An 18,801-nucleotide genomic window follows, 5' to 3' on the forward strand; every position below is an offset into this window, starting at 1 on the left:
AGCAGATTTTTACTTTTTATAACTGAATCTCTTTAAACCTGCATGAAAAATTATTCTTTCTTCTCGTAAAATCAGCTAAATCTGCAAGAGAAATCATTTTACACTAATCAGTAATTATCTAGTTATCTTTTTTGTCGTTAAACTTCTTCTCTAACAACAAATACAGAATTGGTAAAACAATTAATGTCAGTAAAGTTGCTGAGACTAATCCACCAATTACTACGGTTGCCAAAGGTTTTTGTACCTCTGCTCCTCCGCTTGTAGACAATGCCATTGGCAAAAATCCTAACGAAGCTACGGCAGCAGTCATTAAAACCGGACGCAATCTGGTTTTGGTTCCAATTAGAACTCGTTGCAGCGGATCAAAAACTCCCTCTTTTTTGAGCTGATTGAAATATGAAATCAATACAATTCCGTTTAAAACCGCAATTCCAAACAAAGCAATGAAACCAATACCTGCCGAAATACTAAACGGCATTCCGCGCATCCAGAGTGCAAAAACTCCCCCGATTGCTGATAATGGAATGGCTGTAAAAATCAATCCGGCCTGCTTGAAGCTTTTAAAAGTAAAATACAGTAACACCAATATCAATCCTAAAGCGATTGGAAGCGCTACCGAAAGTCGTTTAGTAGCTTCTATTAAATTCTCAAACTGACCTCCGTAGGTTACATAATACCCTGCCGGAAGTTTGTAGTCTTTTTCCAGTCGTTGTTGAATTTCCTCTACCACACTTTTGATATCACGGCCACGAACGTTTAATCCAACCGTGATTCTGCGTTTTCCGTTTTCACGGATTACCTGTACAGGACCTTGCTCGTACTCGACTGTAGCCACTTGCGAAAGCGGTACCTGCTGTCCGTTAGGCAATGGGATGAACAAATTGCTCACGTCTGTAATATCGGCACGATTGTTTTCATTCATTCGCACTACGACATCAAACCTTTTACTTTCATCATAGATTTTTCCGGCACTTTCTCCCGCAAAAGACGAACGTATAATTTGATTGATATCTGAAATATTCAATCCGTATAAAGCGATTTTATTGTAGTCGTATTTCACCGTAATTTGCGGTAAACCGGTAACTTTATCGGCTTTTAAATCGCCTATCCCTTCAATACTTTTAATTTTCGAAATTAACTCTGTTGCTTTAGCGTCCAGAATCTCCAGATCGTCTCCAAAAATCTTAATGGCTATATCACTTCGGCTTCCGGTCATTAATTCGTTAAATCGCATCTGAATAGGCTGAGAGATCTCGATATTGGCTCCCGGAATGACTTCCATTTCTTTTTTCATGGCATTGGCTAAATCTTCCCAGTTGTCATATTTGCCTTTCCATTCTTTTTTGTCTTTCAAAACAATGATCAAATCACCACTTTCGATAGGCATCGGATCGGTTGGAATTTCCCCGCTTCCAATTTTGGTTACGATGGTTTTAATCTCAGGAAATTTAGCTTTTAAGATCTGTTCGTATTTCGTAGTAGTTTCCACCATCTGGGTTAACGAACTTCCGGTCATGATAGTTGCATTTATAGCCAAATCGCCTTCTTCGATGGTTGGTATAAACTCTCCTCCCATTGAATTGAAAACGACTAAACCAAGGGCAAACAAACCCAGTGATATTCCTAAAACTACCTTTTTAAACTGTAGTGCTTTTTTCAAAAATGGTGTATAAACAGCTTCCAGCCAGGCCATCATTCTGTCGCTGAAATTTTCTTTGTGTTCAGTGCTTTTAGACAAGAACATCGCACTCATCATCGGTACGTAAGTCAAAGAAAGAATAAAAGCTCCTGCAACTGCAAAACCTACTGTCATCGCCATCGGTTTAAACATCTTCCCCTCAGTTCCAACCAAAGCAAGAATTGGCAGATACACGATCAGGATAATGATTTCCCCAAAAGCAGCACTGTTTCTGATTTTCGAAGCCGAATTGTACACTTCGGCATCCATTTCATTTTGTGTTAACGCTTTCTTGCGTTTGAGCTGCTGCAAGTGGTGCATGGTGGCTTCCACAATAATTACAGCTCCGTCAACGATGATTCCAAAGTCGATTGCCCCAAGACTCATCAGATTTCCACTTACGCCGAAAGCATTCATTAAAATAACGGCAAAAAGCATGGCCAGTGGAATAACTGAAGCTACAATTAAGCCTGCACGAAGATTCCCCAGAAATAAGATCAGTACAAAAATAACGATCAAAGCTCCTTCTAATAAGTTCTTTGAAACGGTTCCAATAGCGCTGTCTACCAACTTTCCTCTGTCGATAAAAGCTTCGGCAACAACTCCTTCGGGCAGACTTTTATTGATCTGAACCATTCTTTCATGAATTCTATTGACTACGGCGCTGGAGTTTTCTCCTTTTAACATCAAAACCATTCCGGAAACAATTTCCCCTTTTCCATCTTTCGTTGAAGCTCCGTAACGCAAGGCAACACCTTCGCGAACTTCGGCTACATCACGAACCAAAACGGGCGAACCATTTCGGTTTTTCACTACTACATTTCCTAAGTCTTTGGTTCCTTTCGCCATACCAACACCACGAATGAAGTACGCAAACTGGTCTTTTTCGATATAGGCACCTCCTGTATTTTGATTGTTTTTTTCGAGTGCATCAAAAATCTCTGTGATGGTAACTCCCAAACTGTTCAGTGTATTTGGATTTACGGCAATTTCGTATTGCTTTAGTTTTCCACCCCAGGTACTTACATCGGCTACGCCTTTGATACCCTGTAATTGCGGGATAATGATCCAGTCCTGAATGGTACGTAGTTTTATAGCATCGTATTTGTCTTCATAGCCTTTCTTGGCATAGACATCGTACTGATAGATTTCCCCTAAACCGGTACTGATTGGGGCCAATTCAGGGGAACCGGCATAAGCTGGGATATTCTCTTCTGCCTGTTTAAGACGTTGAAATATCTGTTCCCTGGCCCAATAAATGTTCACATCGTCCTCAAAAACGACCGTAACTACTGATAATCCGAAACGTGAAATACTGCGAAGCTCTATGATATCCGGAACTGTTTTTACGGCCTGCTCTAAAGGATAGGTAATTAATTGTTCGACTTCCTGACTGGCCAAAGTAGGTGCTGTGGTAATAATCTGCACCTGATTGTTGGTTACGTCAGGCAAAGCGTCTAATGGTAATTGTTTGATCGAATAGCTTCCCCAGGCTATTAATACAAGGGTTAATAATAGTATAACGAACTTATTCTTTATACTAAACTGTATGATTTTATCTAACATTTTAATGATATAATGATGTGAGAAATGAGGCAAAGTGTTGCCTATTTAAATACTGCGGAAGATCCGCAACGCTCTAGCCCACATTCCGACTTATCGGATGGGCATCATTATGCTATTTGTGGGGGCTGCCAGACACTTCCGTAGAAACTGGAAGCAAAAACAGAATTGTAATTGGGTAATGGAATTGAGATGATGGAATGCGCAACAGGGAAATCAAAGCTTAAGAAAGTCTGATAACTTAAAACCTGCGCTCCACAACAATTGCACGCACAGAAAGGCGAGCATAAATCATTGTCTTTATCGTGTGTGTGATTGGCTTCAGAAGAAAACTGAGCTGTTTTGTGAGCAGCACTATTGATTTCCATATCTGCACAAGGCATATTGGAAAGCGCCATTAAATAAATCGATAATATGATTGTTATCCATTTCACGACACAAAAATAGTATTTATTTCAATTGAAAAACTGAATTATTGAATTTGATGCTTCTAAAAAAAGACGGACGAATCAAAAAATTAACAAAATCCCCTGTATATCAAAATTACTTTCTTAAAATAACAATCCCGCTGATTCAAAAATTTAGTCAACTTTAACAACAATTAACATTTCATTCTAAAATTTATTCCTTCGAACCAAGACACACTTTTCTACAATAAAGTAAAAGCCTCCCATTTCCTTATCAAACATCAGCCATGTGAGAGAAATGTATTTCACTTTTATATTCTTTGCTTATACTAAAAAACGATGTTGTTAGGTGTTGAATATTATTTTTTAGAATCACAACCACAAAACATAGATCACTATTGTTAAACAAGTTACAACAATTAATTAAAACCTATACTTTATATTTAAAAACAGCTACTGCAACTATTAAATAAAAAAAACAATACTATTAAAGCAATAACCTTCCCCTCAAAGCTTTTGCAATTAGCATTACTTAAAAACCTCATCAACAAGCAATTAAAACCACATTCAACGGGATTTATTTTGAAGCCATATTGTTCCCTTTGGCAAAATATAAAATTGTAAACCTTAAACATTTTTCCCCCTCAAAAAAGTGCTTTTTCTTCAAAGAAATTAGAGTTAAAACTAAAATTCTTCCGGCTTTTTTGTTTCACATCTAAATCATTTTGGTTAAAAAACAATTATAAAGTTATAATTCAACAAAACAAACCTAAAACACTGGAAACAAAATAATTCAAAACAAAAACAAAACACAACAAGACAAACTGTCAGTATCAAAAAACAGCCTTTTTTATTCTCAATAACCTCATTTCTTTAACGCTATTTTATACCAAACAAATACCTCTTCTTTGAACATCACTATTCAGGCTAATTTATTCCATTCCACCCTAAAAATTAAAGCATAAATACCCCTTCAACTCATTACCCATTCTCTCCAAAAAACAACAAACCCCTTAAGAAATAAATTCCTTAAGGGGTTTGTTTTTCACATCAGGCTACACCGTTTCAATAAACTTAGCATCTCAGCAACTTAATACCTCAGAACCTTAAAAAAAACTACAAAGAAGCCATATCAATTACAAAACGATACTTAATATCTCCTTTTAACAGCCTTTCATAAGCGTCATTTACTTCGTTTACGCCAATCAATTCAATATCGGCAGTAATATTATGTTCAGCACAAAAATCAAGCATTTCCTGAGTTTCTTTGATTCCGCCAATAGCAGAACCCGCAAAACTTCTTCTTCCCAATATAAGACTGAACGAAGTTACCGGAAGAGGTTCCATCGGAGCACCAACCAAAGTCAGCGTTCCATCTACTTTTAACAGGTTTAAATAGGCATCAATATTGTGTTCTGCCGACACGCAGTCCAGAATAAAATTCAGGCTTTTAGTGTATTTCGCCATTTGCTCAGGATCTGTAGACAGTACCACCTCATCTGCCCCTAAACGTTTTGCATCTTCGGTTTTAGACAATGAAGTTGTAAAAACAACCACATGAGCCCCCATCGCTTTCGCTAATTTGATTCCCATATGCCCCAAACCACCAATACCAACAATCCCCACTTTTTGCCCGGGACCTACATTCCAGTGTCTTAATGGTGAATAGGTTGTGATACCTGCACAAAGCAATGGCGCAACACCTGCAAGATCTAATTTATCAGAAATATGCAACACATAATTCTCATCGACCACAATACTTTGTGAATATCCTCCAAACGTTTGACCGCCTAAATGCGTGTCCGGAGAATTAAAAGTTAAAGTACTGCCGGCATCACAAAATTGCTCTAAATCGCCTTTACAATGCTCACATTCCCTACAAGAATCAACCATACAGCCTACTCCGGCCAAATCGCCTACTTTGAAATTCTTTACGTGATCTCCCACTTTTGTTACCCTCCCCACAATCTCATGCCCTGGAACTATTGGATAAATCGTCCCGTGCCATTCGTTTCTGGCGGAATGCAAATCGGAATGACAAATTCCACAATATAAAATTTCTATTTCTACATCATGAGCCAATACCGCTCTGCGCTGAATGTCTAATGTCTGCAACGGTGCATCCGCAGCCTCTGTTCCAAAGGCTTTTATGTTTTTTACTTCCATGTTTTTATTGTTTTTTAGTTTTATTTGTTTCAGGTTTTCTTTGTTTCAAGTTTTATTTGTTTCAAGTTTCAGGTTTCACACCCCACATTTCACATTTCAGCTTACAAAAAATACAGGCATTCCCATTCAGAATTACCCAATTATCTAATTAAATCACTTCCCGTAACTGTAATATTCTTCATCGGTTACACTATCGAGCCAAATTCCGGCTCCTTTATCAATTTCAGTGATAATGGCAATGTGTGAAAAGGAACTGAACGGAGTCGCTCCATACCAGTGTTCAATGCCTGGCAGAATTGTAACTACTTCATCTTTATGAAGCAGTCGGATGGCTTTTCCTTTTTCCTGAAAATAGCCAATCCCGTTTGTCGCAATAAACAATTGTAGTGTGGGATTAACATGCCAGTTACATCTTGAACCCGGTTCAAAAGAAACTTCTTTTATAACTGTATTATCAGGATGGATAGCACTGGTTTGCTTTTTATACGAAACATCACCAGTCATATAGGTATTCGGGATTTTTCCCTCTTCAATAACGGAAGTGTAAGGTGTTGACATAAAATTGATTTTTTTGAGATTGATTTCTTTTTTAAAATAACCCGACCATAAAAGCTGCTTTCAATTATCAGACCGGACAACACTAACGCTTTAAGTCATTTAAAGCTGTTGTATTGTTCATCGGTAACCGGCTCAAGCCAGTCTACAATTCCTTTTTCGGTACGGGTACTAATAGCAATATGAGTAAATTCACCGTCAGGAGAAGCTCCATGCCAATGTTTTACTTCCGGCTGAATATTCACAACATCCCCTTCCTGAAGCAATTGAATAGGCTTTCCTTCTTCCTGATAAAAACCCTTTCCCTGAGTGACAATCAAAATTTGTCCGCCGGGATGTGTATGCCAATTGTTGCGTGCTCCGGCTTCAAAAACGACATTACCCACTGCAGTATTCAAAACCGGATCATTGGAAACCAGCATTTTTACCCATGCTTTTCCTGTAAAATAATCAGAAGAAGCTAAGTCTCCTTTGGGAAAAATGGTTTTAGCAATTTGATTTTCTGTAGTACCCATAATGATTTGTTTTTACCATCAGTTCAAACTAAATCATAAAAGCGGGAATATGCTTTGTGAAGTCGTATTTAGCTTATCGAAAACTGACTACTGATTAATACTAATTATTTCAATGCAAATTTACACTGGTAAAGATGCAGCGAGATAACAATAATCAAACAAAAAATTAAGAATATGAAACAATTTACACTCTGAGTGATTTTGGAATTGTTCCCGTAATTCTTTTAAAGTAATTATTAAAATAGCTTGGATATTCAAATCCTAAAGAATAACCGATATCCGAAATACTCCAATCCGTATGCTGCAGCAAAGCTTTGGCTTCACCAACAATTCTTTCTGAAATATGTGCCGTTGTTGGTTTTCCGGTGACTTCTTTAACGGAACGATTTAAATGATTCACATGAACAGCAAGACTTTGAGCATAATCCTGCGGCGTTTTTAGCGCTAATGGTTCATTTTTGGTTTCTATAGGAAACTGTCTCTCCAACAATTCCAAAAACAAAGAGGTAATTCGGGAGGAGGCATTTCTGGGTTTAAAGAAATTCTCCGAAGGCTGCATTTTCATAGATTCGTGCAAAATCAAATTGATATAATTACGAATCAAGTCATCTTTAAAAACATAATCAGTTTCCTGCTCCTGAATCATTTTCTGAAACAACGAATCAATAAACACCTTTTGATCAGCTGATAAAGAGAATATTGGTGTACCGCCAATTTTAAACAAAGGCGATTCATGAAGGCTTTCGGAACGATCTTTTGCTTTTAGAAAGTCTTCCGTAAAAACACAGGCATAACCTTCATACGAAGGTGAAATAATTTCCCAGGAATACGGAATATGCGGATTCCCGAAAAATAATATTGTTCCGTCCGTTTCGATCCCTCTGTCAGCATAATGAATAAAACTCTTACTGGTATTGATGCAAATTTTGTAAAAGTCCCTACGGTTATACGTTGGAATCTTACTCACGTCACCGTTTACTTCATACACCTTAAAGCCTTTCAGCTTCAAATCACTAATTCCAAGTTCTGAACCCTGTTCTTCTAATTGCTCTTTCATTTTACAAAGTTATGAAATTCAAACAAAAGTTGATGGAGTTGTTTTTTTAGTTTGTTTCAGGTTTGAAGTTTCAAGTTTCAAGTTTCAGGTTTCAGGTTTTACATTTCAGAGAGGAACTGCTCTAAGATTCATCCCAGTCTTTGTGTTTTTTTTTCAAAAAACTTGTTATTTTATACCGATCGGTATATATTTGTGTTTTAAATTTTCTAATACCATGAGTAAAGCCGAAAAAACCAAGCAATTTATTATAGAGAAAACCGCTCCTATTTTCAATATGAAAGGGTACAGCGGAACTTCTATGAGTGATATCACCGAAGCGACAGGCCTTACAAAAGGAAGTATTTACGGTAACTTTGAAAACAAAGACGAAGTAGCCTTGGCGGCTTTTAAATTCAATGTAAAAAAACTTCAGAATGCTTTTACGCGAGAAATCGACAAACAAACTACGTTTAAAGGCAAATTATTGGTTTATCCAAGACTCTACTCTAATTATTACGAACTAAGAATCACTCAGGGTGGATGCCCTATTATCAATACCGCCACCGAAGCAGACGATACCCATCCGGTACTCAGAAAAAAGGTCGAAAGCATCATTCTGGCCTGGAAAGAAAAACTGGTTTATTTTATTGAGCAAGGCATCGCTGCGGGAGAATTTAAAGGGGAATCTATAAATCCGGAAAAAACCGCTCTAACCATCATCGCTATTATCGAGGGTGCTGTCATGATTTCTAAAATAACGGGCGACCTGTCTAATTTATCCACTATTATGCTTTCACTGAAAAAGATAATTGATGACTTAGAGTAAAATCAATAAAACAACAGTCCTTTTTTTTAACTAAAAATATACCGATCGGTATAAAATATTTATCTATGACACCATTAAACCGAAAACTACTTATTCTGACTGTCATATTAGCCGCCATTATGGAACTGATAGACATATCGATTGTAAATGTCGCGCTTTCCCACATGAGCGGAAATCTGGGCGCTACGCTTGAAGATACCTCATGGGTGATTACGGCATATGCCATTGCCAATGTGATTATAATACCTATTACGAGCTTTCTAAGCGCCAATCTAGGGCGGCGCAATTATTATATTGGTTCTGTTGTTTTGTTTACGTTCTGCTCTTTTATGTGCGGGCATTCGTCTAACATTTGGATGCTCGTTTTTTTCAGATTCTTTCAGGGAATTGGTGGCGGTGCCTTGTTATCCATCTCACAAGTTGTGGTTTTCGAACTTTTCCCAAAAGACAAACAATCTACAGCCGGAGCTATATTTGGAGCCGGAATCTTCATTGGCCCCACTATTGGCCCTACTCTGGGTGGTTATATTACCGAAAATTACGATTGGCCCTGGATATTCCTCATCAATGTTCCGATTGGAATTCTCGTCATGATTTCCTGTTACTTCCTACTACAGGAACCTCTTGTAAAACCTGAAATCACTAAGGTCGACTGGACTGGTATTACTTTACTGGCCATAGGAGTTGGTACCTTGCAAACGGTTCTCGAAAGAGGCGAAGTTGAAGACTGGTTTGAAACCCGCTATATTGTTGTGCTTACCTTTATTGCCGTGACAACCCTGCTCCTGTTTATCTATTGGGAACTTACGATCGAAAAGCCTGTCGTAAATCTTCGGGTACTCAAAAGCAAATCTTTAAGTATTGCTGCAGTCTTAACTTTTGTAACCGGATTTGGCATGTTTATTTCCATCTACATTAGTCCGGTTGTTGCACAGCGTTTATTAAGCTTTTCGCCTTATCAAACCGGATTGCTTTTGTTACCCGGGGCGCTGTTTGCATTACTGGCTTTAAAAATGTGCGGAACCTTACTTCAAAAAGGCGTTTCACCGGTACTTATTATCGCAGCCGGATTTCTTTTGTTTATTTATTTTAATTGGAGAATGTCCGGAATGACTTTAAACACCAGTGCTGCGGAAGTGGCAACTTCTTTGATTTTTCGTGCATTAGGAATGGCTCTGCTTACTGTTCCGCTTACCATGCTGGCCGTCTCCTCTTTAGAAGATAAGGATGTTGGTCAGGGCGCCGCTTTGAATAATATGATGCGGCAATTGGGCGGTTCTTTTGGCGTTTCGATTATCAATACTTATGTAGCTCATCGATTTGCAGCACACCGAAACGAACTAATTTCGACTGTTACCCCAGACAACGATATCGCAATGGACCGGATAAATGCCTACATCAGGTATTTTCAAAGCAAAGGTTTTGCTTATAATGAAGCTAAGTTTAAAGCACTCCGACTTATGGAAAATGTTGTTTTAAGACAATCTTCTTTATTAAGCTATAGAGATGCTTTTTTCCTTGTTGGATTGTTCTTTTTGGTAACCTTACCCTTGCTTTTGTTCGTAATGAATAAATCAAAAAAAAGAAAAACCGATCTTATGCTCTCCGATCACTAAGGGGCGCTTTCTTTCTGATAAACAAGCCTGTAATCTCTTTCTATAAAATTTAGAATCATTCTATTGCCTCTCTTTTAACAATTCACTTTGTTTTGGCGTAATTTTATATTGAAATTAACCTAAAAACAAAAAACAGCTATTAGTTATGAGTGTTATTAAAGATGAAAATAAACTTATTAGCACCATTAAACGAGTTGATCAGAAAATCGACAAGCTTAATGATCAAAAGATCATTGCCTTTTTTGAAGCCCTTGGATTAAATGAAAGAGCAGATGTTCCTAAAAATTATCTGGAATGGGAGACCATTCTTATCGTTGTGCCGGACCGACATATTTCCCATGAACTAAAGTATTACAAATATTCTATTGCAAGACTCGCTTTTGTCACCAATCCGAATGCAACTGAAATTCATGTTTTTGATTTCAATGAATGGAAAAAAGTCACTCAGAATAAAACACAATTTCAAATTAGAGAATTTCTAAAAAACAACTTTGGCGGTGTTCGAAATCATGCGGACAGATTGAATTAAGTTCATTTCAGCTTCAGGCCATCATCTAAATAATAAAACCTTTGTCAAAACACAGAATTGACAAAGGTTTTATTTTTAAAGTTCTATCTGTTTTGGAAATATTGCTCTGAAAGAGCTCTAGCAACAGGATCGTGTGCAGCACCATCAATAACGATAACAAATATCGGTTACGCCCTGAAAGGGCATAAGCTTACACGCAAAAAGTTGGTCTTATATCATTTTGAATTATATTTTATAAAAGAGCGGTTTGTTCTTTATTGAAAATTATAATATATAGTTTGCTCTTGCCCTTTCAGGGCAATTCTGCGCCTTAATCCAATTCATAATGCTGCGCACGATGCTGTTTCTTTTGGGCTTTCAACCCTTTCTTCCTAACTTTTGTTCTTGATTAATTCTATCACCAGTCTCTTTTAATTTCAAAAATCCTGAGGAACTTTTTCTCTAATTTCTTACGCCTTCTTTCTTCTTTCCATCTGGAATAGAAAATGGTAATAAGTAAAAACAAATTCACAATGGTAGAAGCTCTCCTGAGTCCTCTCGCAAATACAACAAAAAACAGGTTGATTGCAATTATAGCCACTACAGGTGAATATTTCACCCAAAACAATTGAATTTTACTATTGGGTTCAATCGTATAATTTACTTTAAGTCTGTTATCAACATTTTTATAGCTTCCTTTTACAATAAAACAGGTGGGAGATGTTGCCGAATTTATGGTCAAACGAAAACTTTTATCATCAAAAAGACCGTAAAAAGGCTTTAATTCACCAAATCTCGGAAATATTCTCAAGTGGCTGAATTTTATTTTCAAAGAACCAATTTCAGTATTGTTTTTTAATCTTGCCCTAAATTCAGCTATACTTAATTTTGATTCCATTCCATCCGTTTTATATTCTTCTTACCTACATTCTTTCTCAAAACAATACTATTCTCAAAGTTTCTACTTTTACTGAGCCGTAAGTAAGCTTTTCAACATTTCATTCAATGCGTTTCCATGAATGTTTTTTGCCAGTATAATTCCATTTTTATCAATCAGAAAATTTAAAGGCACTGATTGAAGCATGTAATCGCCAATAACCGGAGAATTCCAATATTTTAAGTCGCTTACCTGAGTCCATGGCAGTTTTTGTTTTGCAATGGCTCCGGTCCAAAGAGCTTTTTTCGTATCCATTGAAACACTGTAAATAGAAAACTTACCGGAATAAGTGTTGTACAGTTTTATCAATTCGGGCTGTTCTTTTATGCAGGGACCGCACCACGATGCCCAAAAGTCAACTAAAACAAGCTCTCCTCTTAAGGAAGAAAGCACAATATTATTCCCTTTTGTATCCGGTAAATCAATTTCGGGAGCAATGTCGCCAATGTCGGTTCCTACCACCTGTGCTTTCGAACTCGTGACGACACAGCATAGGAAACTTAAAATAAGTAGTGTTTTTTTCATAATCTTCATGAATAAATTTGGGGTTATTTTCTTGACAGCTCTTTCAAAAAACTAGTAATCACAAGGTATTGTCCTTTACAAATTCTGCAATTCTATCGTCAGAAAAGCACTGTTTTCAAGTGGAAACAAATATAAATACTTCTCACGCAAATTGCATCCCTACTCTTAAAATTATACTAAATAACTTTCTTTAAATTGATATATCGGGAAAAGTCGATATATTTGCACTATGGAATCTATAGAAATCTTTAAAGCATTAGCCAACAAATCCAGATTACAAATGCTGGAATGGTTAAAAGAACCCGAAATCAACTTCCCGGATCAGCTCCAGCACTCGGGATTTGAGCATGGGGTTTGTGTGGGTCAGATACAAGCCAAAGCAGGTCTTACCCAATCGACAGTCTCAGAATACCTGTCTATTTTACAACGCGCAGGATTTATCGAATCCAAACGTGTTGGACAATGGACTTATTATAAACGCAACGAAGGTGCCTTTGAAGCACTCAGTAAATTAATTCAATCTAATTTGTAAATTACTATGAGTACAAACAACCTGTTTTCGCCATTTAACTTAAAAACGTTAAATCTTAAAAACCGAATCGTAATGGCGCCTATGACGCGCTCCTTTTCTCCAAACGGAGTTCCAACTGACGAAGTAGCTTCTTACTATCAAAAAAGAGCTGAAGGTGAAGTTGGTTTAATATTATCTGAAGGAACTGTTATCGACAGACCTTCCTCTTCAAACGATGCTAATGTTCCTCATTTTTATGGCAATGAAGCCTTAAACGGATGGAAAAAAGTAATTGAAGAGGTTCATACCGCCGGAGGTCAAATGGGCCCGCAAATCTGGCATATGGGAATTATGGACAATCATCATTCAGGATGGGTTCCACCAGTGCCTTTTGAAGGACCGTCAGGCTTAAACCGACCTGATTTTAGTAATGGAAATACCATGTCAGAGAAAGACGTTGAAAATACTATTATCGCTTTTGGAAAAGCAGCCGCCGATGCTAAAAGACTAGGATTTGATACGATCGAAATTCACGGTGCGCACGGTTATCTAATTGACCAGTTCTTTAGAGCCGAAACTAATTTGCGTACGGATCTTTACGGTGGAAAAACATTACCGGAACGCAGCCGTTTTGCTATTGAAGTCGTAAAAGAAATCAGAAGACAAGTCGGTAACGATTTTGCAGTGATTATGAGATTTTCTCAGTTTAAACCTTCTGATTACAATTATAAACTGGCTAAAAACCCGCAGGAATTAGAAGCCTGGTTAAGTCCTATCGTTGATGCCGGAGTTGATATTTTACACTGTTCTCAGCGTCGTTTCTGGGAGCCTGAATTTGAAGAATCTGATTTGAATTTCGCAGGCTGGGCTAAAAAAGTTACCGGAGCACCAACTATCACGGTAGGTTCTGTTGGGCTTTCAAGCGATTTCTTTGGCGCTTTTGCAGGAGAAAGTTCTGAGCCAACTTCCTTAGAGGAACTAAACAGACGTTTCGACAGAGGCGATTTTGATTTAGTTGCCGTGGGAAGACCTCTTTTATCTGATCCTAACTGGGTGGCCAAAATCAAAGCAGGTCATACGGATCAATTAAAAGGCTTTAGCAAAGAAGCATTAGGACAATTGATTTTAGAATAATTTTAGGTACTAAGACTCTAAGATTCTAAGATTCTGAGAAACAAAGGCTTTCTCCCTTTAAACCTTTGCGACTTTGCAACTCTGAACCTTTTTTCAAGAACTCTCATAAATCAAAAAAGGGACGAAAACAATACTGTTTTCATCCCTTTTTTTAGGTTCAAAGCGACATAGACTCAAAGCAGCTAAGGTTTTACCTCTGTCTCTTTGAACCTTTGTACCTTAGCCCCTTTTTTAAGAAACTTTTCTTTTTTGAAATTTATTCTGAAACCAGTTACGAACAGGCTCATCATAAAACTTCAGGCACAGGTAAGCGATTACAATACTCGAAATTACAATACCTATTCCGATTCCGTAACCATCCTTTAACGGTACTTTGTTTTCGAATACCCACGCCATATAACAATAAATTAACGGATAATGTATAATATAAATTGGGTATGAAATATCTCCCAAAGCCTTGCATATTTTTAATGAAAGCGGATTTTTGATCTCTCCTCCTGCTCCAATAGCTACAATTAAAGGAAACAGCAGTATAATGGCGATGGATTCATACAAACCGTTCATCCACAAACTGTTTTCATCACCCAATCTCGGGATGCTGAAAATAACGATTATAAGAATGCTGCAAACCCAAAAAGCGCCTTTGATGTGAATGAGTTTTCCTAAACGGGAGAGTAAAACTCCGGCAAAGAATGGATACAATAAACGGGTAAATCCAACATACAATTCCTGCATCGTTAGTGACCAACCTCCAATAACATCTCCTTTTGGACCAAAAACAGTATATTGAACAAGCATTCCCGCGAAAATCAATACCAGAAGCCCTAAGACTTTATTTGAAAATTTACGAAAGAACAACGCATACAGAATATTAGCAATGTATTCGAAAAAAAGGGACCATGCCGGTCCGTTAAGCGGAAACGTTTCTCCCCAGCCTCTAATTTCCATTGAAGGCGGAAGCGGTATTAGTACAAAACCGGCCAACATCACTAAAATTAGTTTCCACACAGGCATTGTAGCAATTTGTGGGAAAGCAACATTCGAAGCCTGAAGATAATAAAGCGACGCTCCAATGACCATCCCCATAATAACCATGGGCTGTAAACGGATTAAACGTCGTTTGTAAAATTCCCATTGTGACATTTTCTCCCAGCGATCGTCGTAGGCATACGCTACCACGAATCCTGACAAAAGAAAAAAGAAATCGACAGCCAGATAACCATGATTCATAAGCTGTTTAAATCGGCTTCCTTCATTAAAGGCTTCCAGAGCATGAAAGATAACGACTAAAATTGCGGCTACCCCACGTAAGCCGTCTAAAATTTCATAATGTTTTTTGGGTTTAATTTCCATTGAACTTGAATTCATAAAATAGTTTTTGGTTGTTAAAAGGTTAGATTAATTTTTTGGTGGAAGCTAAAATAGCGATATTTCCCTAACAGGCTGGCGGATTGAAGCTTGTAATCTTAAAGAAAGAATGGTTATTTGTTACAATAATTACAGTAAATCCTAATAGGGTAAGAAAAATCCTTTCTTCATTCATTTCCAGCTGAAATTTGGAATTTGAATTCTCAGAAAATTGGCTTTTAGCGTTACTATTCCTGGTGTTTTTTAAGCCATTCGAGTCTGCGTTGATCCGGTAAATGAGTTACTTTAAAATTTTCGAATTTGGCTTCAAAGCCTTTACCGTCCGGTGATGCAGCCATCAGGCCTACCATGACCGGTGTATTGTCTTGCAAAGGTGCATTTCGGGTCAAAATATAGTTTTTATCATCATACGAAAAGAAGACTTCAACGGCATCCAGTCTTCTTACCACTTTTATCCATACAAATGGTGGTGCTTTCTCTAAAGTGGTTACACTCCAGTCACTTTTATCGTGTGTGACAACGGTACTTATATTAAATTTTCCATCCACAAATTCAACTCCGGTTTTAATGTAATTTTTCTCATCAATACGAAGCATAAGTCCCATTTGGTCAAAACGGGCGATATAATTGCCGGTTAACTTTACTTTGGCTTCAAACTCTCCGCCGTAAGTAGCATAATAAAACGGTGCGTCGTCTACAGTAAAACCATAATGCGAAATGCGCCAATAATCACTATTCGCTGTCACATTCATGATCAAAGCATTGTTTTTAATTTCCCATTTTTCAGGTTCGTTAAACCATTGCATTTTGTTCAGGCTTTGTGCCGAAAGACTTTGTGTTAAAAATAAGGTGATGACACCGAGTATGACTTTTTTCATAGTAGCATTTTAAATAATAGACTTTTTATTTAACGTATTGGTATAATTCATTTTTAGCACATAGTGACATCGCTTCTTTATCTAAAAAAAGGCGTTTCCCTTCCTTTAAATGCATGTAGTTTTTTTTATGCAAAAGAAATATGTTCCTGTTTTTTTTCTCTTCTTACAGTTAAAATCTATGTTTCTATGTGTTATTTTTTTGGCAATTTCCCCAAACAGAGTTCATAAAAGTAAAGCCACAAGTTTTTACACTTGCAGCTTTACAACCAACCATTTTTAGAAACATGAAATTATTGAAGTGAGAAACTCACTTTAGATTTTATAGCTGTAGAAGATGCTCCAATGATGGCTTCAAAAGCTCCCGGTTCAGCAACCCAGTCGTGTTTTTTATCATCAAAAAAGCTAAGTGCTGTTTTATCGATGGTAAAAGTCACTGTTTTTTCTTCTCCCGGCTGAAGCGAAACCTTCTCGAAGCCTTTTAATTCCTTAACGGGACGCGGTAATGAAGATTTTAAATCACTAATGTAAAGCTGAACGACTTCTGAACCTTCTCGTGTTCCCGTATTCTTTACCTTTACAGAAAAAGTGATCTGATCGCCCGCTCCCATTTGTTTTTTGTCGGCTGTTACTTTTCCATATTGAAAAGTCGTATAGCTCAAACCATGACCAAAAGAGAACAATGGCTTTGCTTTTTGCTTGTCAGCCCAACGGTAACCTACAAAAATGCTTTCTTTGTATGTAACGTCATCTCCGCCCGGAAATTCACCTAATGCATGGGCTCCGTTATCTGATAATTTCACAGGAAAAGTAAACGACAGCTTCCCTGAAGGGTTCACATCTCCTACTAAAACAGCTGCTAAAGCATTTCCTGCTTCTGTGCCTAAAAACCAGCCTTGTACAATTCCCGGAACGTCTTTAACCCATGGCATTGCCACTGCATTTCCTGAAATATTCACAAAAACGATATTTTTATTTACTTTGACCAATTCTGCTATCAACTGATCCTGACCATACGAAAGACCTAAATCCAGCCGATCAAAACCTTCAGCGTCTTGTTTATCACTTTTATTTGTACCTCCGATAAATAAAACAACATCTGCGGCTGCCGCTACTTTTACAGCCTCAGCAGTTAACTCGGCAGCAGAACGTTTGTCTTCCAGACTTACTTTGGCCACCACTCCGTTATAGTTACTTGTCGGATCTCCCACGTACCCACGGGCGTAAGTAATTTCGGCCTGATTTCCAATTCTTTTCTTTAATCCTTCAAGTGGCGTAATTTCGTATCTCGCTTTCAATGAAGAACTTCCTCCTCCAACAGTCATCATTTTGATGGCATTTTCTCCAATAACCGCAATTTTCTTTGTTTTAGAAAGATTAATTGGCAAAATGTTATTGTTGTTTTGAAGCAGCACAATTCCTTCCTCAGCGATTTTCAAACCTGCTTTGGCGTGTTCTTCTGTTCCAAAAGAACCGAAAGGTCTGTTTTTATTCATCGTCGTTAAGAATGACAGACGTAAAATACGACGTACCTTTTCGTCTAGTTCTTTTGTCTCTACCTCGCCTTTTGCAATCATAGTTGAATAGGGTTTGGCCAAGAAGTAATTATCATAAGCATTACTGGTTCCCCATGAAAGTCCGTTTGTCCAGGAACCGAACTCCATATCCAATCCATTGTAGATGGCCTGTTTGGTGTCATGAACGCCTCCCCAGTCTGACACTACAACTCCTTTAAAGCCCCATTCTCCGCGCAGAATATCATTCAGTAAAAACTCATTATGACAGCAGTGTTGCCCTTTGTATTTATTATATGCTCCCATAATTGCCCAGGCATCTCCTTCCTGAACAGCAGCTTTAAAAGCCGGTAAATAAATTTCATATAAAGCACGGTCATCAACGATTACATTAACGGTATTACGTCCTATTTCCTGATTGTTTAAAGCGAAATGTTTAACGCAGGCAGCTACTCCATTTGCCTGTACCCCTTTGATATAAGGAACCACCATTTTGGAAGTCAGGAAAGGATCTTCTCCCATGTATTCAAAATTACGACCGTTTAAAGGTGATCTGTAAATGTTAACTCCGGGTCCTAATAATACATTTTTATTACGGTAACGTGCTTCTTCACCTATAGATTTACCGTATAGAGACGATAATTCTTTGTTCCAGGTAGCAGAAAGTGCGGTTAAAGCCGGAAAAGCAATACAGGAATCATTAGTCCATCCTGCCTGATCCCATTCGTCCCATAAAACTTCGGTACGAATTCCGTGTGGTCCGTCGGTCATCCAGTTTTCCGGAATACCCAAACGCGGTACACCCGGTGAGCTGAATTTTGACTGCGCATGTATCATGGCAATTTTCTCATCGGTTGTCATTCTTGCAAGGGCATCTTCTACGCGTTCATTAATCGATTTTTTATCGTCTAAATAAACCGGAATTTTATGCTGTGCACTCGCACCGACAGCACTCAACAGTAGTAAAACAACAATTGTTTTAACATTTTTAAACATAACTATTAATTTATTAAAGCATTTAATTTACAATGGGAAGAAAGTATAAGCAGTATCTCTTTTTAAGAATA

16 protein-coding genes are annotated in these 18,801 nt (G+C 37.7%); 5 read left to right on the forward strand and 11 right to left on the reverse strand.

What is annotated here, in order from left to right; all coding sequences use genetic code 11:
* Positions 1-118 precede the first annotated feature (118 nt).
* The 6 genes from B0A80_RS02970 to B0A80_RS02995 form a co-directional block, all read right to left on the reverse strand.
* Complete coding sequence (locus B0A80_RS02970) at positions 119-3,244, reverse strand: efflux RND transporter permease subunit (RefSeq protein WP_089076365.1); 3,126 nt, start codon at positions 3,242-3,244, stop codon at positions 119-121.
* Positions 3,245-3,351: 107 nt separating this feature from the next.
* Positions 3,352-3,675: a DUF6660 family protein gene (locus tag B0A80_RS02975; protein ID WP_035746830.1), complete on the reverse strand. Its 324-nt coding sequence runs from the start codon at positions 3,673-3,675 to the stop codon at positions 3,352-3,354.
* A 1,089-nt stretch (positions 3,676-4,764) separates the two neighbouring features.
* The gene (locus tag B0A80_RS02980; protein ID WP_070908472.1) at positions 4,765-5,814 is read right to left on the reverse strand and encodes an NAD(P)-dependent alcohol dehydrogenase; all 1,050 of its coding nucleotides are present in this window, start codon (positions 5,812-5,814) and stop codon (positions 4,765-4,767) included.
* Positions 5,815-5,967: 153 nt separating this feature from the next.
* Positions 5,968-6,372 (reverse strand): cupin domain-containing protein, encoded by a 405-nt coding sequence (locus B0A80_RS02985; protein WP_089076366.1) that lies wholly within the window; start codon positions 6,370-6,372, stop codon positions 5,968-5,970.
* Between the two features lie 95 nt (positions 6,373-6,467).
* Positions 6,468-6,884: a (R)-mandelonitrile lyase gene (locus B0A80_RS02990; protein WP_089076367.1), complete on the reverse strand. Its 417-nt coding sequence runs from the start codon at positions 6,882-6,884 to the stop codon at positions 6,468-6,470.
* Positions 6,885-7,068: 184 nt separating this feature from the next.
* Positions 7,069-7,941 carry a helix-turn-helix domain-containing protein gene (locus B0A80_RS02995; protein WP_089076368.1) on the reverse strand — a complete coding sequence of 291 codons (873 nt, stop codon included), beginning with the start codon at positions 7,939-7,941 and terminating at the stop codon, positions 7,069-7,071.
* A gap of 214 nt (positions 7,942-8,155) precedes the next feature.
* Here B0A80_RS02995 and B0A80_RS03000 point away from each other — a divergent pair, with 214 nt between their 5' ends.
* From B0A80_RS03000 to B0A80_RS03010, 3 genes are all read left to right on the forward strand, one after another.
* The gene (locus B0A80_RS03000) at positions 8,156-8,746 is read left to right on the forward strand and encodes a TetR/AcrR family transcriptional regulator (RefSeq protein ID WP_089076369.1); all 591 of its coding nucleotides are present in this window, start codon (positions 8,156-8,158) and stop codon (positions 8,744-8,746) included.
* Between the two features lie 65 nt (positions 8,747-8,811).
* A complete protein-coding gene (locus tag B0A80_RS03005; protein ID WP_089076370.1) occupies positions 8,812-10,362 on the forward strand; it encodes a DHA2 family efflux MFS transporter permease subunit in 1,551 nt (516 codons plus the stop codon).
* A gap of 145 nt (positions 10,363-10,507) precedes the next feature.
* On the forward strand, positions 10,508-10,891 hold the full coding sequence (locus B0A80_RS03010; protein ID WP_089076371.1) for a hypothetical protein: 384 nt from the start codon (positions 10,508-10,510) through the stop codon (positions 10,889-10,891).
* Between the two features lie 397 nt (positions 10,892-11,288).
* Here B0A80_RS03010 and B0A80_RS03015 read toward each other — a convergent pair whose 3' ends face one another.
* Together B0A80_RS03015 and B0A80_RS03020 are read right to left on the reverse strand one after the other, a co-directional pair.
* Positions 11,289-11,768: a hypothetical protein gene (locus tag B0A80_RS03015; protein WP_089076372.1), complete on the reverse strand. Its 480-nt coding sequence runs from the start codon at positions 11,766-11,768 to the stop codon at positions 11,289-11,291.
* Positions 11,769-11,837: 69 nt separating this feature from the next.
* Positions 11,838-12,332 carry a TlpA family protein disulfide reductase gene (locus B0A80_RS03020; protein WP_089076376.1) on the reverse strand — a complete coding sequence of 165 codons (495 nt, stop codon included), beginning with the start codon at positions 12,330-12,332 and terminating at the stop codon, positions 11,838-11,840.
* 229 nt (positions 12,333-12,561) lie between these two features.
* On the opposite strand from B0A80_RS03020, the gene B0A80_RS03025 reads away from it, so the two are divergent.
* A complete protein-coding gene (locus B0A80_RS03025) occupies positions 12,562-12,864 on the forward strand; it encodes an ArsR/SmtB family transcription factor (RefSeq protein WP_017497055.1) in 303 nt (100 codons plus the stop codon).
* A gap of 6 nt (positions 12,865-12,870) precedes the next feature.
* Entirely contained in the window at positions 12,871-13,977 is a 1,107-nt protein-coding gene (locus B0A80_RS03030; RefSeq protein WP_089076373.1) for an NADH:flavin oxidoreductase, read from the forward strand.
* Positions 13,978-14,208: 231 nt separating this feature from the next.
* Here the strand turns inward: B0A80_RS03030 and B0A80_RS03035 are convergent, their stop codons facing one another.
* The 3 genes from B0A80_RS03035 to B0A80_RS03045 form a co-directional block, all read right to left on the reverse strand.
* Positions 14,209-15,345 (reverse strand): acyltransferase family protein, encoded by a 1,137-nt coding sequence (locus B0A80_RS03035; RefSeq protein ID WP_089076374.1) that lies wholly within the window; start codon positions 15,343-15,345, stop codon positions 14,209-14,211.
* A gap of 227 nt (positions 15,346-15,572) precedes the next feature.
* A complete protein-coding gene (locus B0A80_RS03040; RefSeq protein ID WP_070908481.1) occupies positions 15,573-16,223 on the reverse strand; it encodes a DUF1349 domain-containing protein in 651 nt (216 codons plus the stop codon).
* A gap of 290 nt (positions 16,224-16,513) precedes the next feature.
* Positions 16,514-18,730 (reverse strand): glycoside hydrolase family 3 C-terminal domain-containing protein, encoded by a 2,217-nt coding sequence (locus tag B0A80_RS03045; protein WP_089076375.1) that lies wholly within the window; start codon positions 18,728-18,730, stop codon positions 16,514-16,516.
* Between the last annotated feature and the right edge of the window lie 71 nt (positions 18,731-18,801).

This window comes from Flavobacterium tructae (assembly GCF_002217475.1).
In the GTDB taxonomy this organism is placed as follows: Bacteria; Bacteroidota; Bacteroidia; order Flavobacteriales; family Flavobacteriaceae; genus Flavobacterium; species Flavobacterium tructae.